Here is a 15,217-nt window from a genome sequence, read left to right on the forward strand (position 1 = left end):
GCGGCGTGACGACCGGCATCGGCGCGGTGATCAACACCGCCAAGGTCGAGATCGGCGCGACCGCGATCGTCTTCGGTCTGGGCGGCATCGGCCTCAACGTTTTGCAGGGCCTGCGGCTTGCCGGCGCCGACATGATCATCGGCGTCGACATCAACCCGGACCGCAAGGCCTGGGGCGAAAAGTTCGGCATGACCCATTTCGTCAATCCGAAGGAAGTCGAGGGCGATATCGTTCCTTATCTCGTCAACCTGACGAAGCGTCATGGCGATCTCATCGGTGGTGCGGATTATACGTTCGACTGCACCGGCAATACCAAGGTCATGCGCCAGGCGCTGGAATGCTCGCATCGCGGCTGGGGCAAGTCGGTGATCATCGGCGTTGCCGGTGCCGGCCAGGAAATCTCCACCCGTCCGTTCCAGCTGGTCACCGGCCGCAACTGGATGGGCACCGCCTTCGGTGGCGCGCGTGGCCGCACCGACGTGCCGAAGATCGTCGACTGGTACATGGAGGGCAAGATCCAGATCGATCCGATGATCACCCACACCATGCCGCTCGACGACATCAACAAGGGCTTCGACCTGATGCACAAGGGTGAATCGATCCGTGGCGTGGTGATTTACTGAGGCGGGAGAGGTGGACGGCTCGATCGCCCGGAGCGGCTGCTGGCGTGGCGGCGAACCGGCGAGACAAGAGTGGAGGTGAGGCAGCCGCCGGCGACCGGACGGACCTCGGGAAAAGTGGAGGAGAGTTTGATGGATAGCGCAGTTAAAATTCGGATCCATCCCGCAGTGGATGGCGGGCTGAAACCGGAAGGTGCCGGTTTTTCCGGTGGTACGCTGGTCTGCGATTGCACGGACAGGCCGGTCAAGGTGAAGATCGAGGGGCAGGTGGCTTATAACCACGCCTGCGGCTGCACAAAATGCTGGAAACCGAAAGGCGCCGATTTTTCCGTCGTCGCCGTCGTGCCGCATGACAAGGTGACGGTGCTCGAAAACGGCGACAAGCTTGCAGTCGTCGATTCGAGCGCGCTCATCCAGCGACATGCCTGCAAACAATGCGGCGTCCACATGTATGGGCCGGTCGAACGCGACCATGCGTTCAAGGGGCTGGATTTCATCCATCCCGAGCGTTTCAGGGAGGCCGGCTGGGCACCTCCCGGTTTTGCGGCCTTCGTTTCGTCGATCATCGAGTCGGGTGTCGATCCGAGCCGCATGGATGGCATCAGGGGGCGGCTGAAGGAATTGGGGCTCGAGCCCTATGATTGCCTGTCACCGGGCCTGATGGACTATGTTGCCACCTGGGTCGCCAAAAAATCGGGCGCCCTGCCGAGCTGACCGAGAGAAAAGTCTCTCCCTTCATCGTCATCAATTCACAGCGCGCCAGCAACGCGCTGTGACGTTCAGTCGGTTTCTGCTTTTGCAGCTGCGATCGCCGCGCCTTGCGGCCGCACATGTTTTGCCTGATCGTGTCCGGGAAATAAAACACCGGCCCGCCTCAACGACTGCAAATCAATCCATGCGGAAATGTGTGAAAGTCCGTGCCATCAGGCTTCTCGCAAGCGAGGGCGGCTGATGCGGTGCCGTCGGGCGGCAGGGTGATGCCGCGGGGCTTTTCGACCGATGCAATGCCCCAGTCGGGATCACCACACACGCTTCCGTCACCCGAACCTGCGTTCCACATCGGTCCGAATGCTGGTCTCAACAATGTAATCAGCCCGCCGGAGGCGGGCTGATTAAACTTCAAGGCGTAATTAGAGAACCGAGACGTTTTCTGCCTTCGATTTTCCGGTCTTGCGGTCCTGACCGACTTCGAAGCTGACCTTGTCACCTTCGCGCAGCGAGCCACCGCTCTGCAGAGCGGATACGTGAACGAACACGTCCTGTCCGCCGTTTTCAGGAGTGATGAAGCCGAAGCCTTTGTCATCGTTGAAGAATTTGACAGTACCAGTCGCCATGAAGACGCATTTCCTCTGTAGTTGTTTATATTTGCCGGGGGAACCTAAAGCGCAAAGAGCTTTCCATCAACCAAGAAGTCGATGGCGGCTGCATAATCTTTAGCAGATCAAGGTATTTAGGCAACGGACCGACAGCGATTATAGCCGATCCGAGGGTGAGGAAAGTGGTCGACCACGTTTCGCCCCGAAGTTGTGGCGACAGATGGCGAGGGGTTTTCATCGTTGTCACGCCGGTGCGATCGCCCCGGCGGATGGCCGAAGCGGCAAGGCTGGAGACATTTCAGCCGGCATCGCGATTGAGGCAGGTCAATGCACAGACGGGCAATCCGGTGACGCTTGTCGAGGATGAACAAAGGACAAGCCTGCGGCTGCGATCGAGACATGAGATCAGACCCGGATCCCCTCGAAAGGGTGACATCGAGCGATGATGGCGGTCCGGCTTCGTTTGTGGGCTTCGCCCGCCAATGCGAGGCCCGCGGCAGTTGCTGCGTGCCGCCGGGTATCGCGGCAGCCATGCTTTTCGGCCTCGATCGGCTCGGCATCGCCGTCGAACGCCTGATCCGCCGGCGACGATAGGCTGGGGAGGTATCATGTTCGCATGGGCAGATCTTGTCATCGGCTTGCTGCAGCAGACCTGCGTCTATCTCGTCATCGCCTATCTGTTCAGCAAGACGCCGGTCTTTCTGCCGTTGATGCAGGTGACGGTCAGGCCATCGCGAAAACTTGCCTGTTACGTGATCTTCTCGATGTTCTGCATCATGGGAACCTATTTCGGCCTGCATATCGATGAGGCGATCGCCAATACGCGGGCGATCGGCGCGGTGCTCGGCGGCATTCTCGGCGGGCCGCTGGTGGGCCTCGCCGTCGGCCTGACCGGCGGCATTCACCGTTATTCGCTCGGCGGGTTCACCGCGCTTGCCTGCGCGATCGCGACGACGGCGGAAGGCCTGATCGGCGGGCTGGTGCACAGCTATCTCCTGCGCCGGCGCAAGACCAATCTGCTGTTCTGGCCGCCGCTGATCGCCGGTGTGACGCTGGTTGCCGAGATCGTCCAGATGTCGATCATCCTGATCGTCGCAAGGCCCTTCGTCGATTCCGCCCATGTCGTGGAAACGATCGTCCTGCCGATGACGGTCGCCAATACGGTCGGCGCGGCGATGTTCATGAATATTCTCGGCGACCGCCGCAAACTGTTCGAGACCCATTCGACGATCTTTTCCGGCAAGGCGCTGAAGATAGCCGAACGGGCCGAAGGTGTGTTGCGCAACGGCTTCAATGCCGAAAACAGCACCAAGGTCGCCCGCATTCTCTATGAGGAAGCCAATGTCGGGGCGGTTGCAATCACCGATCGCGAGAAGATTCTCGCTTTTATTGGCATCGGCGCCGACCATCACCTGCCCGGCCGGGCGATCACGTCGGCGCAAACTCTCGAGGCTATCGCCGAAAACAAGGTCATGTATGCCGATGGCGACGAGGTGAGCTACCGGTGTTCGATCGATCCGCATTGCCCGCTCAGCGCATCATTGGTCATCCCGCTAAAAGGCGAGGACAATACCGTCATCGGCACGATCAAGCTTTACGAGCCGAAGTCGAAACTGTTCTCGACCTTCAACCGTGCGCTTGGCGAAGGCGTGGCGCGGCTGTTGTCGGCGCAGATCCTGGCCGGGCGATACGAACGGCAGAAGCAGATGCTGGTTCAGTCGGAGATCAAGCTGCTGCATGCGCAGGTCAATCCGCATTTCCTGTTCAATACGCTCAACACGCTGTCGGCGATCATCCGTATCGATCCGGGCGAGGCGCGTGAGCTCGTGCAGAACCTGTCGACCTTCTTTCGCAAAAACCTCAAGCGGACCAATGATATCGTCACGCTTTCCGACGAGATCGAACACGTCAACGCCTATCTGCAGATCGAAAAGGCACGGTTCCGCGACCGGCTGCAGGTCGAGATCGATGTGCCGGAAGACCTTGCGCAGGTGCATCTGCCGGCATTTTCGCTGCAGCCGCTGGTGGAGAATGCCATCAAGCATGGCACGTCGCAGCTGATCGACGAAGGCCGGATCACCATTTCGGCGAGGTCTGATGGCGGCGATCTGCTGATCTCGGTTACGGACAATGCCGGCCTTTATGTTCGCAAACCGCCCATCGATGGCGGGCTCGGCATGAGCATCGTCGACCGCCGCACCAAGGGGCATTTCGGCGATGCCTATGGCATAGACGTGCAATGGGAGCCGGATGTGTTCACCACCGTGCGGCTGCGGCTGCCGACGGGCGAGAACGTGCAGGATCATGGTGATAATGCGCCGCATGGCCATAATCATGATCACGCGCATCATCATCTTCCGCATGATGGCGAAATGCATGGCCGGGCGGTATTCCGCGGCCGGTCAAGGGTTGCCCGCTTCTGGTCGACGGCGGAGTAAACCCGTCCTTGGACGGTATCTCGCCTTGTCGGCCGCCGCTCGGGTCTCATTCCCTGCCGCTCACGGCGCGATGGTGCCGCTGACCGAAACAGCCACTCCCACTTATCCTGCGTGCATGTAGCCTGACGTCATTCCATAAGGAGGACGTATCATGATCAATGCTTTGTCGATCGTCATCGGGTCCGCCTGCATTCTTGCAATCTGCTACCGCTTCTACGGTATCTTCTTTGTCCGCAAGGTGCTCGGCATCAATGACGCTGAAATCACCCCGTCCCATACCCTTGCGGACGGCCGCAATTACGTGCCGACCAAAAAATGGGTGAATGCCGGCCAGCATTTTGCGGCCATCGCCGCTGCCGGTCCGCTGGTCGGCCCGGTCCTGGCTGCGCAATACGGTTATCTGCCCGGCCTGATCTGGCTGCTTGTCGGCTGCGTCATCGGCGGTGCGGTGCATGATACGGTCGTGCTCTTCGCATCGATGAAGCACAAGGGATCGTCGCTGTCGGAGGTGGCCAAGGCGGAACTCGGGCCGGTCGCCGGCTGGTGCACCGGTCTTGCCATGCTGTTCATTATCACGATCACCATGGCCGGCCTTTCGATGGTCGTGGTGCACGCGCTGGAACGCAACCCCTGGGGCACGTTCGCCGTGTTCATGACCATTCCGATCGCCATGGCTGTCGGCCTCTACGAAAAGATGGGCGGCAATGGCAAGATCGGCACCTATGTCGGGCTTGCCGCCATTCTCGCCGCCGTGTTTGCCGGTCCCTATGTGCAGGAATCGGCGCTCGGCGAATGGTTCACCTATCATTACAACACGCTCGGCATCATGCTGCCGATCTATGCCTTCCTGGCCAGCGCACTGCCGGTCTGGCTGCTTTTGACGCCGCGCGGTTATCTGTCGAGCTTCCTGAAGATCGGCGTGTTCGCCGCTCTCGTCGTCGGCGTCGTCATCATCAATCCCGAAATCAAGATGCCGGCCCTGACCGAGTTCATCCATGGCGGCGGCCCGGTGCTTGCCGGCCCGGTCTGGCCGTTCATCTCGATCACCATCGCCTGCGGCGCGATCTCCGGCTTCCATGCCTTTATCGGCTCCGGGACGACGCCGAAGCTCGTCGACAAGTGGAGCGACATCCGCCCGGTTGCCTTCGGCATGATGCTGGTCGAGTGCCTCGTTGCCATTCTCGCCCTGATCGCCGCCACCGCATTGCCGATGGCCGACTATTTCGCCATCAATGCTGCGCCGGACGTGTTCGCCAAACTGGGCATGACGGTTTCCGACCTGCCGCGGCTTGAACAGGCGATCGGCATGGACCTTGCCGGCCGCACCGGCGGTGCCGTGACGCTTGCCGTCGGCATGACCGAGATCTTCACCAGCATTCCCTGGTTCAAAACGCTTGCCGCCTATTTCTTCCAGTTCGTCATCATGTTCGAAGCCGTCTTCATCCTGACTGCGATCGATTCCGGAACCCGTGTCGCCCGCTATCTGATCCAGGATATCCTCGGCGACCTCTATGCGCCGATGAAGAAGATCAACTGGCTGCCGGGATCGATCTTTGCCAGCGTGGTTGCCTGCCTGCTCTGGGGTTATCTGCTCAATTCGGGCGATATCAACTCGGTCTGGGCCCTGTTCGGCGTGTCGAACCAGATGATGGCATCGCTCGGCCTGACGATCGGTGCGACGATCATTCTGCGGCTGTCGGCCAAGCGGATCTATGTGCTGACCTGCCTCATCCCGCTCGCCTATCTGTTCGTGACCGTGAACTATGCGGGTTACTGGATGATCGCCAATGTCTATCTCAACGAAGCGGCCAAGGGCTACAATCCGGTCAATGCCGTGCTTTCGATGATCATGATGGTGCTGGGTGTGATCATCCTCGTCACCGCGATCTTCAAGTGGAAGGACATGCTTCGCGTCAACAGAGCCGGACGCACCGAGAAATATCTCGGCACGCCGGCCGAATAAACGGCTCTCCCTAATCCTCCCGAGCCGGAACGGGGTGCATGTGAAAACCACATGCACCCCGTTCGAATTTCAAAGGCGAAACGTTGCGCGACGAGCTGCTGCGCAGTTTGGACCGGCAATCGATTTGCGGTTTGGTTCAGAGAATTCCGAGCTGTTCCTTCAGCGGGCCGAGAAAACGACGGCTGACCGGAATGGAGCGTCCACCGAGGGTGAGGATATTGGCGGCGCCATTGTCGGCAAGCGCGATATCCTTGATGTGCTCGGCATTGACCATGTACTGGCGGTGGCAACGGATCAGCTTGGTACGCTCTTCCAGGGTGCGCAGCGTCAGCTCGGTAAAGTGTTCGTGTCCGTCATTGCCGAGCACATAGATGCCGCCGGGGCGGGAAAAGATCGCCTCGACCTCTTCCAGCTTCATCAGCCGGATCCGGTTGATGCCGGTGCAGGGGATATGGCGAAGCGGTGGTGCGGCATCGAGCAGTTTTTCCGGCTGGCCCGACTTCATCTTGCGCAGCCTTGCCAATGTCTTCTGTAGCCGTTCTTCCTGAATCGGTTTCAGCAGATAATCGAAGGCGTTTTCCTCGAAGGCCTGCAGGGCATATTCCTCATAGGCGGTCAGGAAGACGATACGCGGCATCCTGTCGGGATCGATCATCTGCAGCATTTCCAGGCCGCTGACCTGCGGCATCTGGATATCGAGGAACATCACATTCGGCGACAGGCGGTTGATGGCGGCGATGCCTTCGATGGCATTGGCGCATTCGCCGATGATCTCGATATCACTCTCGTCTTCGAGCAGCGATTTCAGCTCGTCACGCGCCAGGATCTCATCGTCTACGATCAGAGCTCTCATTCGCCTCAGTCATCCAGCCGTTGGCGCGACATATTCCATGCACGACCGCGCCTTGGATGGAATGTCGTATCCATCGTCCTAGCCGGAGACCGAAAGATTGACCTTGCGGCAGATCAAGGATGTGCGGCCGGTGGTTGCCAGAAGGCTTTGGCTGCCGGCAGGCTTTACCAGTGGAGATAACGCCTGCCGGCAAAACGGCCGAGGATGCTGACGATGACGATGGCTGCGCCATACCAGATGACAACGAACAGCGCGCCGTCATTCTTGCAGGCAAAGGCATAGGCCATGGCGCCAAGCGTGCCGGCCAGAAAGCCGACTGCACTGCCCGCGGTGGCGGGTTCGGTCACCACTGCACGCTTCATCCCGCGGAGGATCAGGTAAAGCGGCGGCATGGATGCGGCGATGATCGCCGCAAGGCAGATCGGCACCGAAGCGCCGGAGCGTCCGAGGAAGGGATAGGCGCCCCAGTCGACCACGACGGCGATGGCGAAAATGATGGTTGCCGCCGCCAGAATGCGGCCCGAAAAGCTCTTCGAACCGGGGGTGCCGTGATGGACGACAAGCGCGAAGGCGCAGCACGACAGAAGCGCCATGGCCGCGACCTTGTAATAGAAGGCCGGTGATCTGAGCACTGCGGCCAGATTGATATCCGAACCGAAAAACAAGAGGACAAAGACCGCTGCAAGCAAAAGCGCTAGGGCACAGCGCGCCAGCAAAGCGTTGACCAGATGTCCATCGTCAGGCTGGGCTTTTCCCGCTTCATCGGCAAGCTTTCGGATGATGTCTTCCGTCCCTACCATGCGGCCTCGCTTTCGGTGTCCCGGTCACCATCGCCGGCGAGTGCCGACAGCTTTTTCAGGGCGCGGTGCAGGGTGACGCGGATGGCGCCTTCGCTGGTCTTCATCTCGGAAGCCGTCTGGCGCACTGTGGCACCTTCGATGGCGATTGCCTCCACCACCTTGCGCTGACCGTGCGGCAATTGCGTCAGCGCCTGTTCCACCTGCATGTCGAGAAGTCCGAAGGAGCGGCCCGGATCGGCGGTGATCAGCTCCCATTCCTCGGATGACAGATCAACGAAACGCCGGTGTTCCCGTATCCTGCGGCGCACCGCATCCGTCAGCTTGTAACGGACGATCGCATGCAGCCAGGGCATGAATGGTTTGGTCGCATCCCAGCGACGGCGCATCGTGTGGACACCGATCAGGACTTCCTGGACGACATCCTCGATTTCCTGCGCGCCGAGGCCGGCATGGCCGCCGCGCCTTGCGATCATGCCACGCAGCACGCTCGCCAGTTCGCGCAGCAGCCGTTCATAGGCGCCGTTATCGCCCAAACGTTCAGCCCGCATGGCGGCCGACCATATGTCTTCCCTGCTGTCCATGTTGCTTCGTTCGTTCGCGACAGGGCGTTCGTTAAAGACAGGTCTTCCGATTTTCGATTTTCTGGTCCCGCCTCTCACGTTGGCGTGAGGATGTTGCGAAACCGACTGTGGCTTCGAACAGAGCAAGTGGAGCAAAGATCTCCCAACCATCACAGAAAGGACTATCGTGATGAGCACTCTTCGTCAGACCCTCAAGGCCGTATCGATGGCAGCCGTCTTGCTAGCCGGCCCGGCCAGCGCCGCATTCGCTGCCGAACCGACCATCGTCAAGGCAAAGAACGTCGTCCTCGTGCATGGCGCCTATGCCGACGGATCAAGCTGGGCGGAGGTGATCCCGCTCTTGCAGAAGGCTGGCCTTCATGTCACCGCCGTGCAGAACCCGCTGACCTCGTTTCAGGACGACGTTGACGCCACCAAGCGCATTCTGGCGCTGCAGGACGGCCCGACCGTTCTGGTTGCTCATTCCTATGGCGGCATGGTGATCAGCCAGACGGGTACGGATCCGAAAGTCTCATCACTCGTCTATATCGCGGCGCGCGGTCCGGATGCGGGCGAGGACTATACGGCGCTTGCCGGCACATATCCGGCGCCGCCTGCGAGCAAAGGGCTTGTCCATTCCGGAGGCTTTGCGCAGCTCAGCGAAGACGCTTTCCTCAAGGACTTTGCCGGCGACGTGCCGAAGACGAAGGCCAGGGAACTCTATGCCGTCCAGGGCCGGATTTCCGATACGCTGTTTGCGTCGAAGACGACCGAGGCCGCCTGGCATTCCAAGCCGAGCTTCTATGCCGTGTCGAAGGAGGATCGGACCATCAATCCCGATCTCGAACGGTTCATGGCCAAGCGGATGAATGCGCATACGATCGAACTCGATGCCAGCCACGTCTCGCTGGTGTCGAAGCCGAGGCAGGTCGCAAACCTGATCCTTGAGGCGGTCGGGATGAAGCCCGTCAAATAGCATGATCGACCCGTCCTTGCGCCGGCGGCGATGCCAGCGCAGGGAAGCCGGCGCCGGTATTGTTCCGTTTGGCAAATTGCGCCTTGCAGGATCGCGTGGCTGAACCCCATTTCGAAATGCCTTGCCGCATTTTCGTTTTTGCCTAGAATGATGAAAAACGAAAATCGGGGGGAGTAATGCATCTATCCAGCCGGCAGGAAGAGATCCTGGCGCTCGCCAAAAGCCAGGGGCGGGTGCTGGTGGAAGATCTCGCCAGCCATTTCCAGGTCACGCCGCAGACGATCCGGAAAGATCTCAACGATCTCTGCGATGCCAAGGCGCTGAACCGCATCCATGGCGGGGCCGTGTTTCCGAGTGGCAACGAGAATGTCAAATACGAGGCGCGGCGCTCGATGGCGGCGGCCGAAAAACAGGCGATCGGCCGGGCGGCGGCCGAGATCATTCCCGACAATTCCTCGCTGTTCATCAATATCGGCACGACGACGGAAGCGGTCGGTGAAGCGCTGGTCGATCATCGCGAATTGATGGTGATCACCAATAATATCAATGTTGCCAACCGTTTGCGGGTTTTCCCGTCGATCGAGGTGGTGATCGCCGGTGGCGTCGTGCGCGGATCCGATGGCGGTATCGTCGGGGAGGCGGCGGTCGATTTCATCCGCCAGTTCAAGGTCGATTATGCGGTGATCGGCGTGTCGGCGATCGATGCGGACGGGGCGTTGCTCGACTTCGATTTTCGCGAGGTCAAGGTGGCCCAGGCGATCATCGCCAATGCGCGGCATGTCATCCTCGTGTCCGACGCGTCGAAATTCGAGCGCACTGCACCGGTTCGCATGGGGCATATCTCGCAGGTGCACACGTTCATTACGGATCGCTGTCCGTCTGCGGAGATCCGTAAAATCTGTGCTGCAAGCGAGGTTCGGCTGGTCGAGACCGGTTGAAGCCACCTCATTCTTGCTTTCTGTCAATCTTCATTTGACATTCGTTTTTCTTTCACATTAGACTTACATCGGTTTCGCAACTGCGTAATTTTGTGCAATGCGAAAGCTCAAGTCATCGGTGGGGCAATGGCAGGCGATACGGTTTTCGATCTCTTCGTGATTGGCGGCGGCATCAACGGATGCGGCATTGCGCGCGACGCGGCGGGCCGGGGTTATTCGGTCGCACTTGCTGAAATGAACGATTTCGCCTCCGGCACGTCTTCCGGCGCCACCAAGCTGATCCACGGCGGATTGCGCTATCTCGAACATTATGAATTCCGGCTGGTGCGCGAGGCGCTGATGGAACGCGAGATCCTGTGGGCGATGGCGCCGCATGTGATCTGGCCGCTGCGCTTCGTGCTGCCTTTCCAGAAGGGCGGCGTGCGTCCGGCCTGGCTGATCCGGCTTGGCCTGTTCCTTTACGACAATCTCGGCGGTCGCAAGCTTCTGCCGGCGACGAAGACGCTCAACCTGAAGACCGATCCGGCCGGAAAGCCGCTGAAGCCCGTCTTCGGCAAGGCGTTCGAATATTCGGACGGCTGGGTGGACGATGCCCGCATGGTGGTGCTGAATGCCCGCGATGCGGCCAACAAGGGTGCAACGATCCTCAGCCGCGCGAAAGTTGTTTCGGCGCGGCGCGAAAACGGGTTGTGGCTGGTCGAGGTGCGCGACGAGGCGTCCGGCGTGACCACCGCCCACAAGGCGCGCATGCTGGTCAATGCCGGCGGGCCATGGGTCGATCAGGTTCTGGCCGGTGCGATCGGCCGCAACAATGTTCACAATGTCCGCCTGGTGCAGGGCAGCCATATCATCGTGAGGAAGAAGTTCGAGGACAAACGAGCCTACTTCTTCCAGAACCCGGACAACCGGATCTTTTTCGCCATCCCTTACGAGCAGGATTTTACCCTGATCGGCACGACCGATCGCGACTATCCGGGCGATCCTAAGGACGTTAAGATCAGCCCGGAGGAAATCCAGTATCTGTGCAAGGCGGCGAGCGAATATTTTGCCGAACCGGTCAAGGCCGACGATATCGTCTGGACCTATTCGGCTGTGCGCCCGCTCTATGACGATGGTGCATCGAAGGCGCAGGAAGCGACGCGCGACTATGTGCTGAAGGTCGATGAGGCCGATGGCGCGCCGCTGCTCAACGTTTTCGGCGGCAAGCTGACCACCTATCGGCGGCTTGCAGAACATGCGCTGGAAAAGATCGGCGAGGCGATCGGCACCAAAGGCGGTCCGTGGACGGCCAAAAGCCGGCTTCCGGGCGGCGATTTCCCGGTGACGGGGGCGTTGGAAGAAGAACGGCGGCTGGTCTCAGCCTATCCGTTTCTCACATCGCGCCATGCGGCGCGGCTGATCCGCTGTTACGGCACGGATGCGAAGGGGATGCTGGGAGATGCCAGGACTGCGGAGGGTCTTGGACGGTTTTTCGGCGGAACGCTTTACGAGGCGGAAGTCCGCTTTCTGATCGACAGGGAATGGGCGCGCACGGCTGAGGATGTGCTGTGGCGCCGGACCAAACAGGGGTTGTTCCTGACGGCCGAGGAGGCCGCAGGTCTGGAGGAGTACATGGCGGGAGTTCGCCGGGCCGCCTGAGGCCCACGATATCACCGCTTGTAACCAAGGGTTGGGAGGCCCGAGGTCCATATGCTGGAATTGCGCAACGTGTCGAAGACGGTGGCCGGCGAATATCACATTCGCCCGACCGACCTGACATTAAAGCGGGGAACGCTGAATGTCCTGCTCGGGCCGACGCTCGCCGGCAAGACATCGCTGATGCGGCTGATGGCCGGTCTCGACAAACCGACCGAAGGGTCGGTGCATTTCGACGGCGCCGACGTGACCAATGTGCCGGTGCAGAAGCGCAATGTTGCGATGGTGTACCAGCAGTTCATCAATTACCCGGCGCTTTCGGTCTACGAGAATATCGCCTCGCCGATGCGGATTGCCGGCAAGGACAAAGCCACGATCGACCGCGAGGTGAAAAAGGCCGCCGAGCTTCTGCGGCTGACACCTTATCTCGATCGTACGCCGCTCAATCTGTCCGGCGGCCAGCAGCAGCGCACGGCGCTGGCGCGGGCGATCGTCAAGAATGCCAATCTCGTTCTGCTCGACGAGCCGCTCGCCAATCTCGATTACAAGCTGCGCGAGGAATTGCGCGAGGAATTGCCGAAGATCTTTGCCGCGTCGGGTGCGATCTTCGTGTACGCGACGACCGAACCCTCCGAGGCTTTGCTGCTTGGCGGCAATACCGCAACGCTGAACGAAGGGGCCGTGACGCAGTTCGGCCGGACGGTGGATGTCTATCGCCGACCTGCCGATCTGGTGACCGCGGAGATCTTTGCCGATCCGCCGCTCAACACGATCGCGCTCATACGTTCGGGCAATAATTTCCTGCTCGACGGAGAGCCGGTCATGCCGGTGCCGGCGCATCTGTCGGTGATAACCGACGGGCCGGTGACGCTCGCCTTCCAGCCGCATCACCTGTTTCTCCATGCCGCCAACGGCCATACGGTGCCGCTCAAGGCCCGCACGCTGGTGTCGGAGATCGCCGGTTCGGAAAGCTTCATCCATCTCGATTTTGCCGGGCGGCGCTGGGTGATGCTGGCGCATGGCATTCACGACATCGAACAGGACCGGCAGATCGAGGTGCATCTCGACAGCCGTCACCTGATGGCTTTCGACCAACAGACCGGCAAGGCGCTCGTCGCCGCATTGCCGGCCGCGGCGTAAGGAGGACGGCATGGCACGTATTTCGCTCGAACATATCCGCCACGCCTATAACGACAAGGCCAAGGCCGCCGGCGATTATGCGCTGAAGGAAGTGCATCACGAATGGGAGGATGGCGGCGCCTATGCGCTGCTGGGGCCTTCCGGCTGCGGAAAAACCACGCTGCTCAACATCATTTCCGGCCTGCTGCAGCCCTCCGACGGGCGCATCCTGTTCGATGGAAAGGATGTCACGCAGCTTTCGACCGAGGAGCGCAATATTGCGCAGGTGTTCCAGTTCCCGGTCGTCTACGACACGATGACGGTGTTCGACAATCTCGCCTTTCCGCTTCGAAACCGGAAGGTGCCGGAGGCCGAGGTCGAAAAGCGGGTCAACGAGATCCTCGAAATGACCGATCTCGCCGGCATGGCGAAACGCCGCGCGCAAAGGCTGACGGCCGACCAGAAGCAGAAGATCTCGCTCGGGCGCGGGCTGGTGCGGGCCAATGTCAACGCCATCCTGTTCGACGAACCGCTGACGGTTATCGATCCGCATATGAAATGGGTGCTGCGGTCGCAGCTGAAACGGCTGCACCGGCAGTCTCGCTTTACCATGGTCTATGTCACCCATGACCAGACCGAGGCTTTGACCTTTGCCGACAAGGTTGTCGTCATGCATGACGGGCAGATCGTGCAGATCGGCACGCCGGCGGAACTGTTCGAACGGCCAAGCCATACATTCGTTGGGTATTTCATCGGTTCGCCGGGGATGAACCTGATGCCGGCCGCGATCGACGGGGCAAGTGCCCGTGTCGGCGACCAGACGATAAGCTTGAGCGGCGCTCCGGCGGTGAAGGTTGGCGGGCGGATCGAGCTCGGGATCCGGCCGGAATTCGTCCGGCTCGGGCGCGAGGGCATGCCGGTGACGATCACCAAGGTGGAGGATATCGGCCGGCAGAAGATCGTCCGCGCCACATTCTGCGGCCAGCCGCTTTCGATCGTGCTTGCCGAGGATGACGAGATACCGACAGATGCGAAAGTGTCGTTCGAGAAAAGTGCGATCGGCATTTTTGTCGATAGCTGGCGGGCCAAGACGGAAACCGCAAGGCAGGAGGGCTGACCATGGAAAAGACCTGGAATAACAAGGCCTGGTTTCTGGTTCTGCCGGTTCTGGTGCTGGTCGCCTTTTCCGCCGTCATTCCGCTGATGACGGTGGTGAATTATTCGGTGCAGGACACGTTTGGAAACAACGAGTTCTTCTGGGCCGGCACCGACTGGTTCACCCAGACGCTTACCTCACCACGGTTCTGGGATGCGCTGTGGCGCAATCTCGTTTTCTCCGCGGTGATCCTCGCCATCGAAGTGCCGCTCGGCATCGTGATTGCGCTCAACATGCCGAAACACGGAATCGGCGTGCCGCTTTGCCTTGTGCTGATGGCGCTGCCTCTGCTCATTCCGTGGAATGTCGTCGGCACGATCTGGCAGGTGTTCGGCCGCGTCGATATCGGCCTGCTCGGTTACGTGCTGAACTCGCTCGGGGTGCATTACAATTACACGCAGGACCCGACGGCGGCTTGGGCGACGGTCATCGTCATGGATGTCTGGCACTGGACGAGCCTTGTCGTGCTGCTCTGCTATGCCGGCCTCGTGTCGATCCCCGACGCCTATTACCAGGCGGCGCGCATCGACGGCGCCTCGCGGTTTTCGGTGTTTCGTTATATCCAGCTGCCGAAGATGAAGCGGGTGCTTCTGATCGCCGTGCTTTTGCGGTTCATGGACAGTTTCATGATCTATACCGAACCCTTCGTCGTCACAGGCGGCGGGCCGGGCAGCTCGACCACTTTCCTGTCGATCGATCTCGTCAAGATGGCGGTCGGGCAGTTCGACCTCGGGCCGGCGGCGGCCATGTCGATCATCTACTTCCTGATCATCCTTCTGCTGTCATGGGTGTTCTACACCGTCATGACGCAGAGCGATGCCGAGCAGGGTTGAGGAGCGCGCG

The 15,217-nt window shown here is 60.4% G+C and carries 15 protein-coding genes; 11 read left to right on the forward strand and 4 right to left on the reverse strand.

The genetic code is table 11. The features are described 5' to 3' along the window. The coding region (locus tag AC2GXZ_RS00005; RefSeq protein ID WP_483757070.1) for a zinc-binding dehydrogenase at positions 1-623 on the forward strand (623 nt) is incomplete at its 5' end. Between the two features lie 129 nt (positions 624-752). After that, the gene (gene gfa / locus AC2GXZ_RS00010) at positions 753-1,334 is read left to right on the forward strand and encodes an S-(hydroxymethyl)glutathione synthase (protein ID WP_483757071.1); all 582 of its coding nucleotides are present in this window, start codon (positions 753-755) and stop codon (positions 1,332-1,334) included. 416 nt (positions 1,335-1,750) lie between these two features. Here gfa and AC2GXZ_RS00015 read toward each other — a convergent pair whose 3' ends face one another. After that, positions 1,751-1,954 carry a cold-shock protein gene (locus AC2GXZ_RS00015; protein ID WP_483757072.1) on the reverse strand — a complete coding sequence of 68 codons (204 nt, stop codon included), beginning with the start codon at positions 1,952-1,954 and terminating at the stop codon, positions 1,751-1,753. A 381-nt stretch (positions 1,955-2,335) separates the two neighbouring features. Between AC2GXZ_RS00015 and AC2GXZ_RS00020 the strand changes: the two genes are divergently transcribed. The 3 genes from AC2GXZ_RS00020 (at position 2,336) to AC2GXZ_RS00030 (ending at position 6,337) form a co-directional block, all read left to right on the forward strand. Then, positions 2,336-2,530 (forward strand): hypothetical protein, encoded by a 195-nt coding sequence (locus AC2GXZ_RS00020; protein WP_483757073.1) that lies wholly within the window; start codon positions 2,336-2,338, stop codon positions 2,528-2,530. A 14-nt stretch (positions 2,531-2,544) separates the two neighbouring features. Further along, on the forward strand, positions 2,545-4,374 hold the full coding sequence (locus AC2GXZ_RS00025) for a LytS/YhcK type 5TM receptor domain-containing protein (protein ID WP_483757074.1): 1,830 nt from the start codon (positions 2,545-2,547) through the stop codon (positions 4,372-4,374). Between the two features lie 151 nt (positions 4,375-4,525). Further along, complete coding sequence (locus AC2GXZ_RS00030; protein ID WP_483757075.1) at positions 4,526-6,337, forward strand: carbon starvation CstA family protein; 1,812 nt, start codon at positions 4,526-4,528, stop codon at positions 6,335-6,337. Positions 6,338-6,473: 136 nt separating this feature from the next. On the opposite strand, the gene btsR is transcribed toward AC2GXZ_RS00030, so the two are convergent. From btsR to AC2GXZ_RS00045, 3 genes are all read right to left on the reverse strand, one after another. Further along, a complete protein-coding gene (gene btsR, locus AC2GXZ_RS00035; protein ID WP_483757076.1) occupies positions 6,474-7,190 on the reverse strand; it encodes a two-component system response regulator BtsR in 717 nt (238 codons plus the stop codon). A 164-nt stretch (positions 7,191-7,354) separates the two neighbouring features. Then, positions 7,355-7,990 carry a DUF1109 domain-containing protein gene (locus tag AC2GXZ_RS00040; protein WP_483757077.1) on the reverse strand — a complete coding sequence of 212 codons (636 nt, stop codon included), beginning with the start codon at positions 7,988-7,990 and terminating at the stop codon, positions 7,355-7,357. Then, complete coding sequence (locus AC2GXZ_RS00045; protein ID WP_483757078.1) at positions 7,984-8,571, reverse strand: sigma-70 family RNA polymerase sigma factor; 588 nt, start codon at positions 8,569-8,571, stop codon at positions 7,984-7,986. The genes AC2GXZ_RS00040 and AC2GXZ_RS00045 overlap by 7 nt, the downstream gene beginning before the upstream one ends. 169 nt (positions 8,572-8,740) lie before the next feature. On the opposite strand from AC2GXZ_RS00045, the gene AC2GXZ_RS00050 reads away from it, so the two are divergent. The 6 genes from AC2GXZ_RS00050 to AC2GXZ_RS00075 all read left to right on the forward strand — a co-directional run bounded on the left by AC2GXZ_RS00050 (position 8,741) and on the right by AC2GXZ_RS00075 (position 15,207). Next, the gene (locus AC2GXZ_RS00050) at positions 8,741-9,526 is read left to right on the forward strand and encodes an alpha/beta fold hydrolase (protein WP_483757079.1); all 786 of its coding nucleotides are present in this window, start codon (positions 8,741-8,743) and stop codon (positions 9,524-9,526) included. Positions 9,527-9,702: 176 nt separating this feature from the next. Then, on the forward strand, positions 9,703-10,464 hold the full coding sequence (locus AC2GXZ_RS00055; RefSeq protein ID WP_483757080.1) for a DeoR/GlpR family DNA-binding transcription regulator: 762 nt from the start codon (positions 9,703-9,705) through the stop codon (positions 10,462-10,464). Between the two features lie 126 nt (positions 10,465-10,590). Further along, positions 10,591-12,102, forward strand: a complete 1,512-nt coding sequence (glpD, locus tag AC2GXZ_RS00060; RefSeq protein ID WP_483757081.1) for a glycerol-3-phosphate dehydrogenase — start codon at positions 10,591-10,593, stop codon at positions 12,100-12,102. Between the two features lie 51 nt (positions 12,103-12,153). Continuing rightward, positions 12,154-13,239: an ABC transporter ATP-binding protein gene (locus tag AC2GXZ_RS00065; RefSeq protein WP_483757082.1), complete on the forward strand. Its 1,086-nt coding sequence runs from the start codon at positions 12,154-12,156 to the stop codon at positions 13,237-13,239. Positions 13,240-13,249: 10 nt separating this feature from the next. After that, complete coding sequence (locus tag AC2GXZ_RS00070) at positions 13,250-14,335, forward strand: ABC transporter ATP-binding protein (protein ID WP_483757083.1); 1,086 nt, start codon at positions 13,250-13,252, stop codon at positions 14,333-14,335. Positions 14,336-14,337: 2 nt separating this feature from the next. Then, positions 14,338-15,207 (forward strand): carbohydrate ABC transporter permease, encoded by an 870-nt coding sequence (locus tag AC2GXZ_RS00075; protein WP_483757084.1) that lies wholly within the window; start codon positions 14,338-14,340, stop codon positions 15,205-15,207. The last annotated feature ends 10 nt before the right edge of the window (positions 15,208-15,217 follow it).

This window comes from Aliirhizobium sp. YIM B11859, from assembly GCF_057163345.1.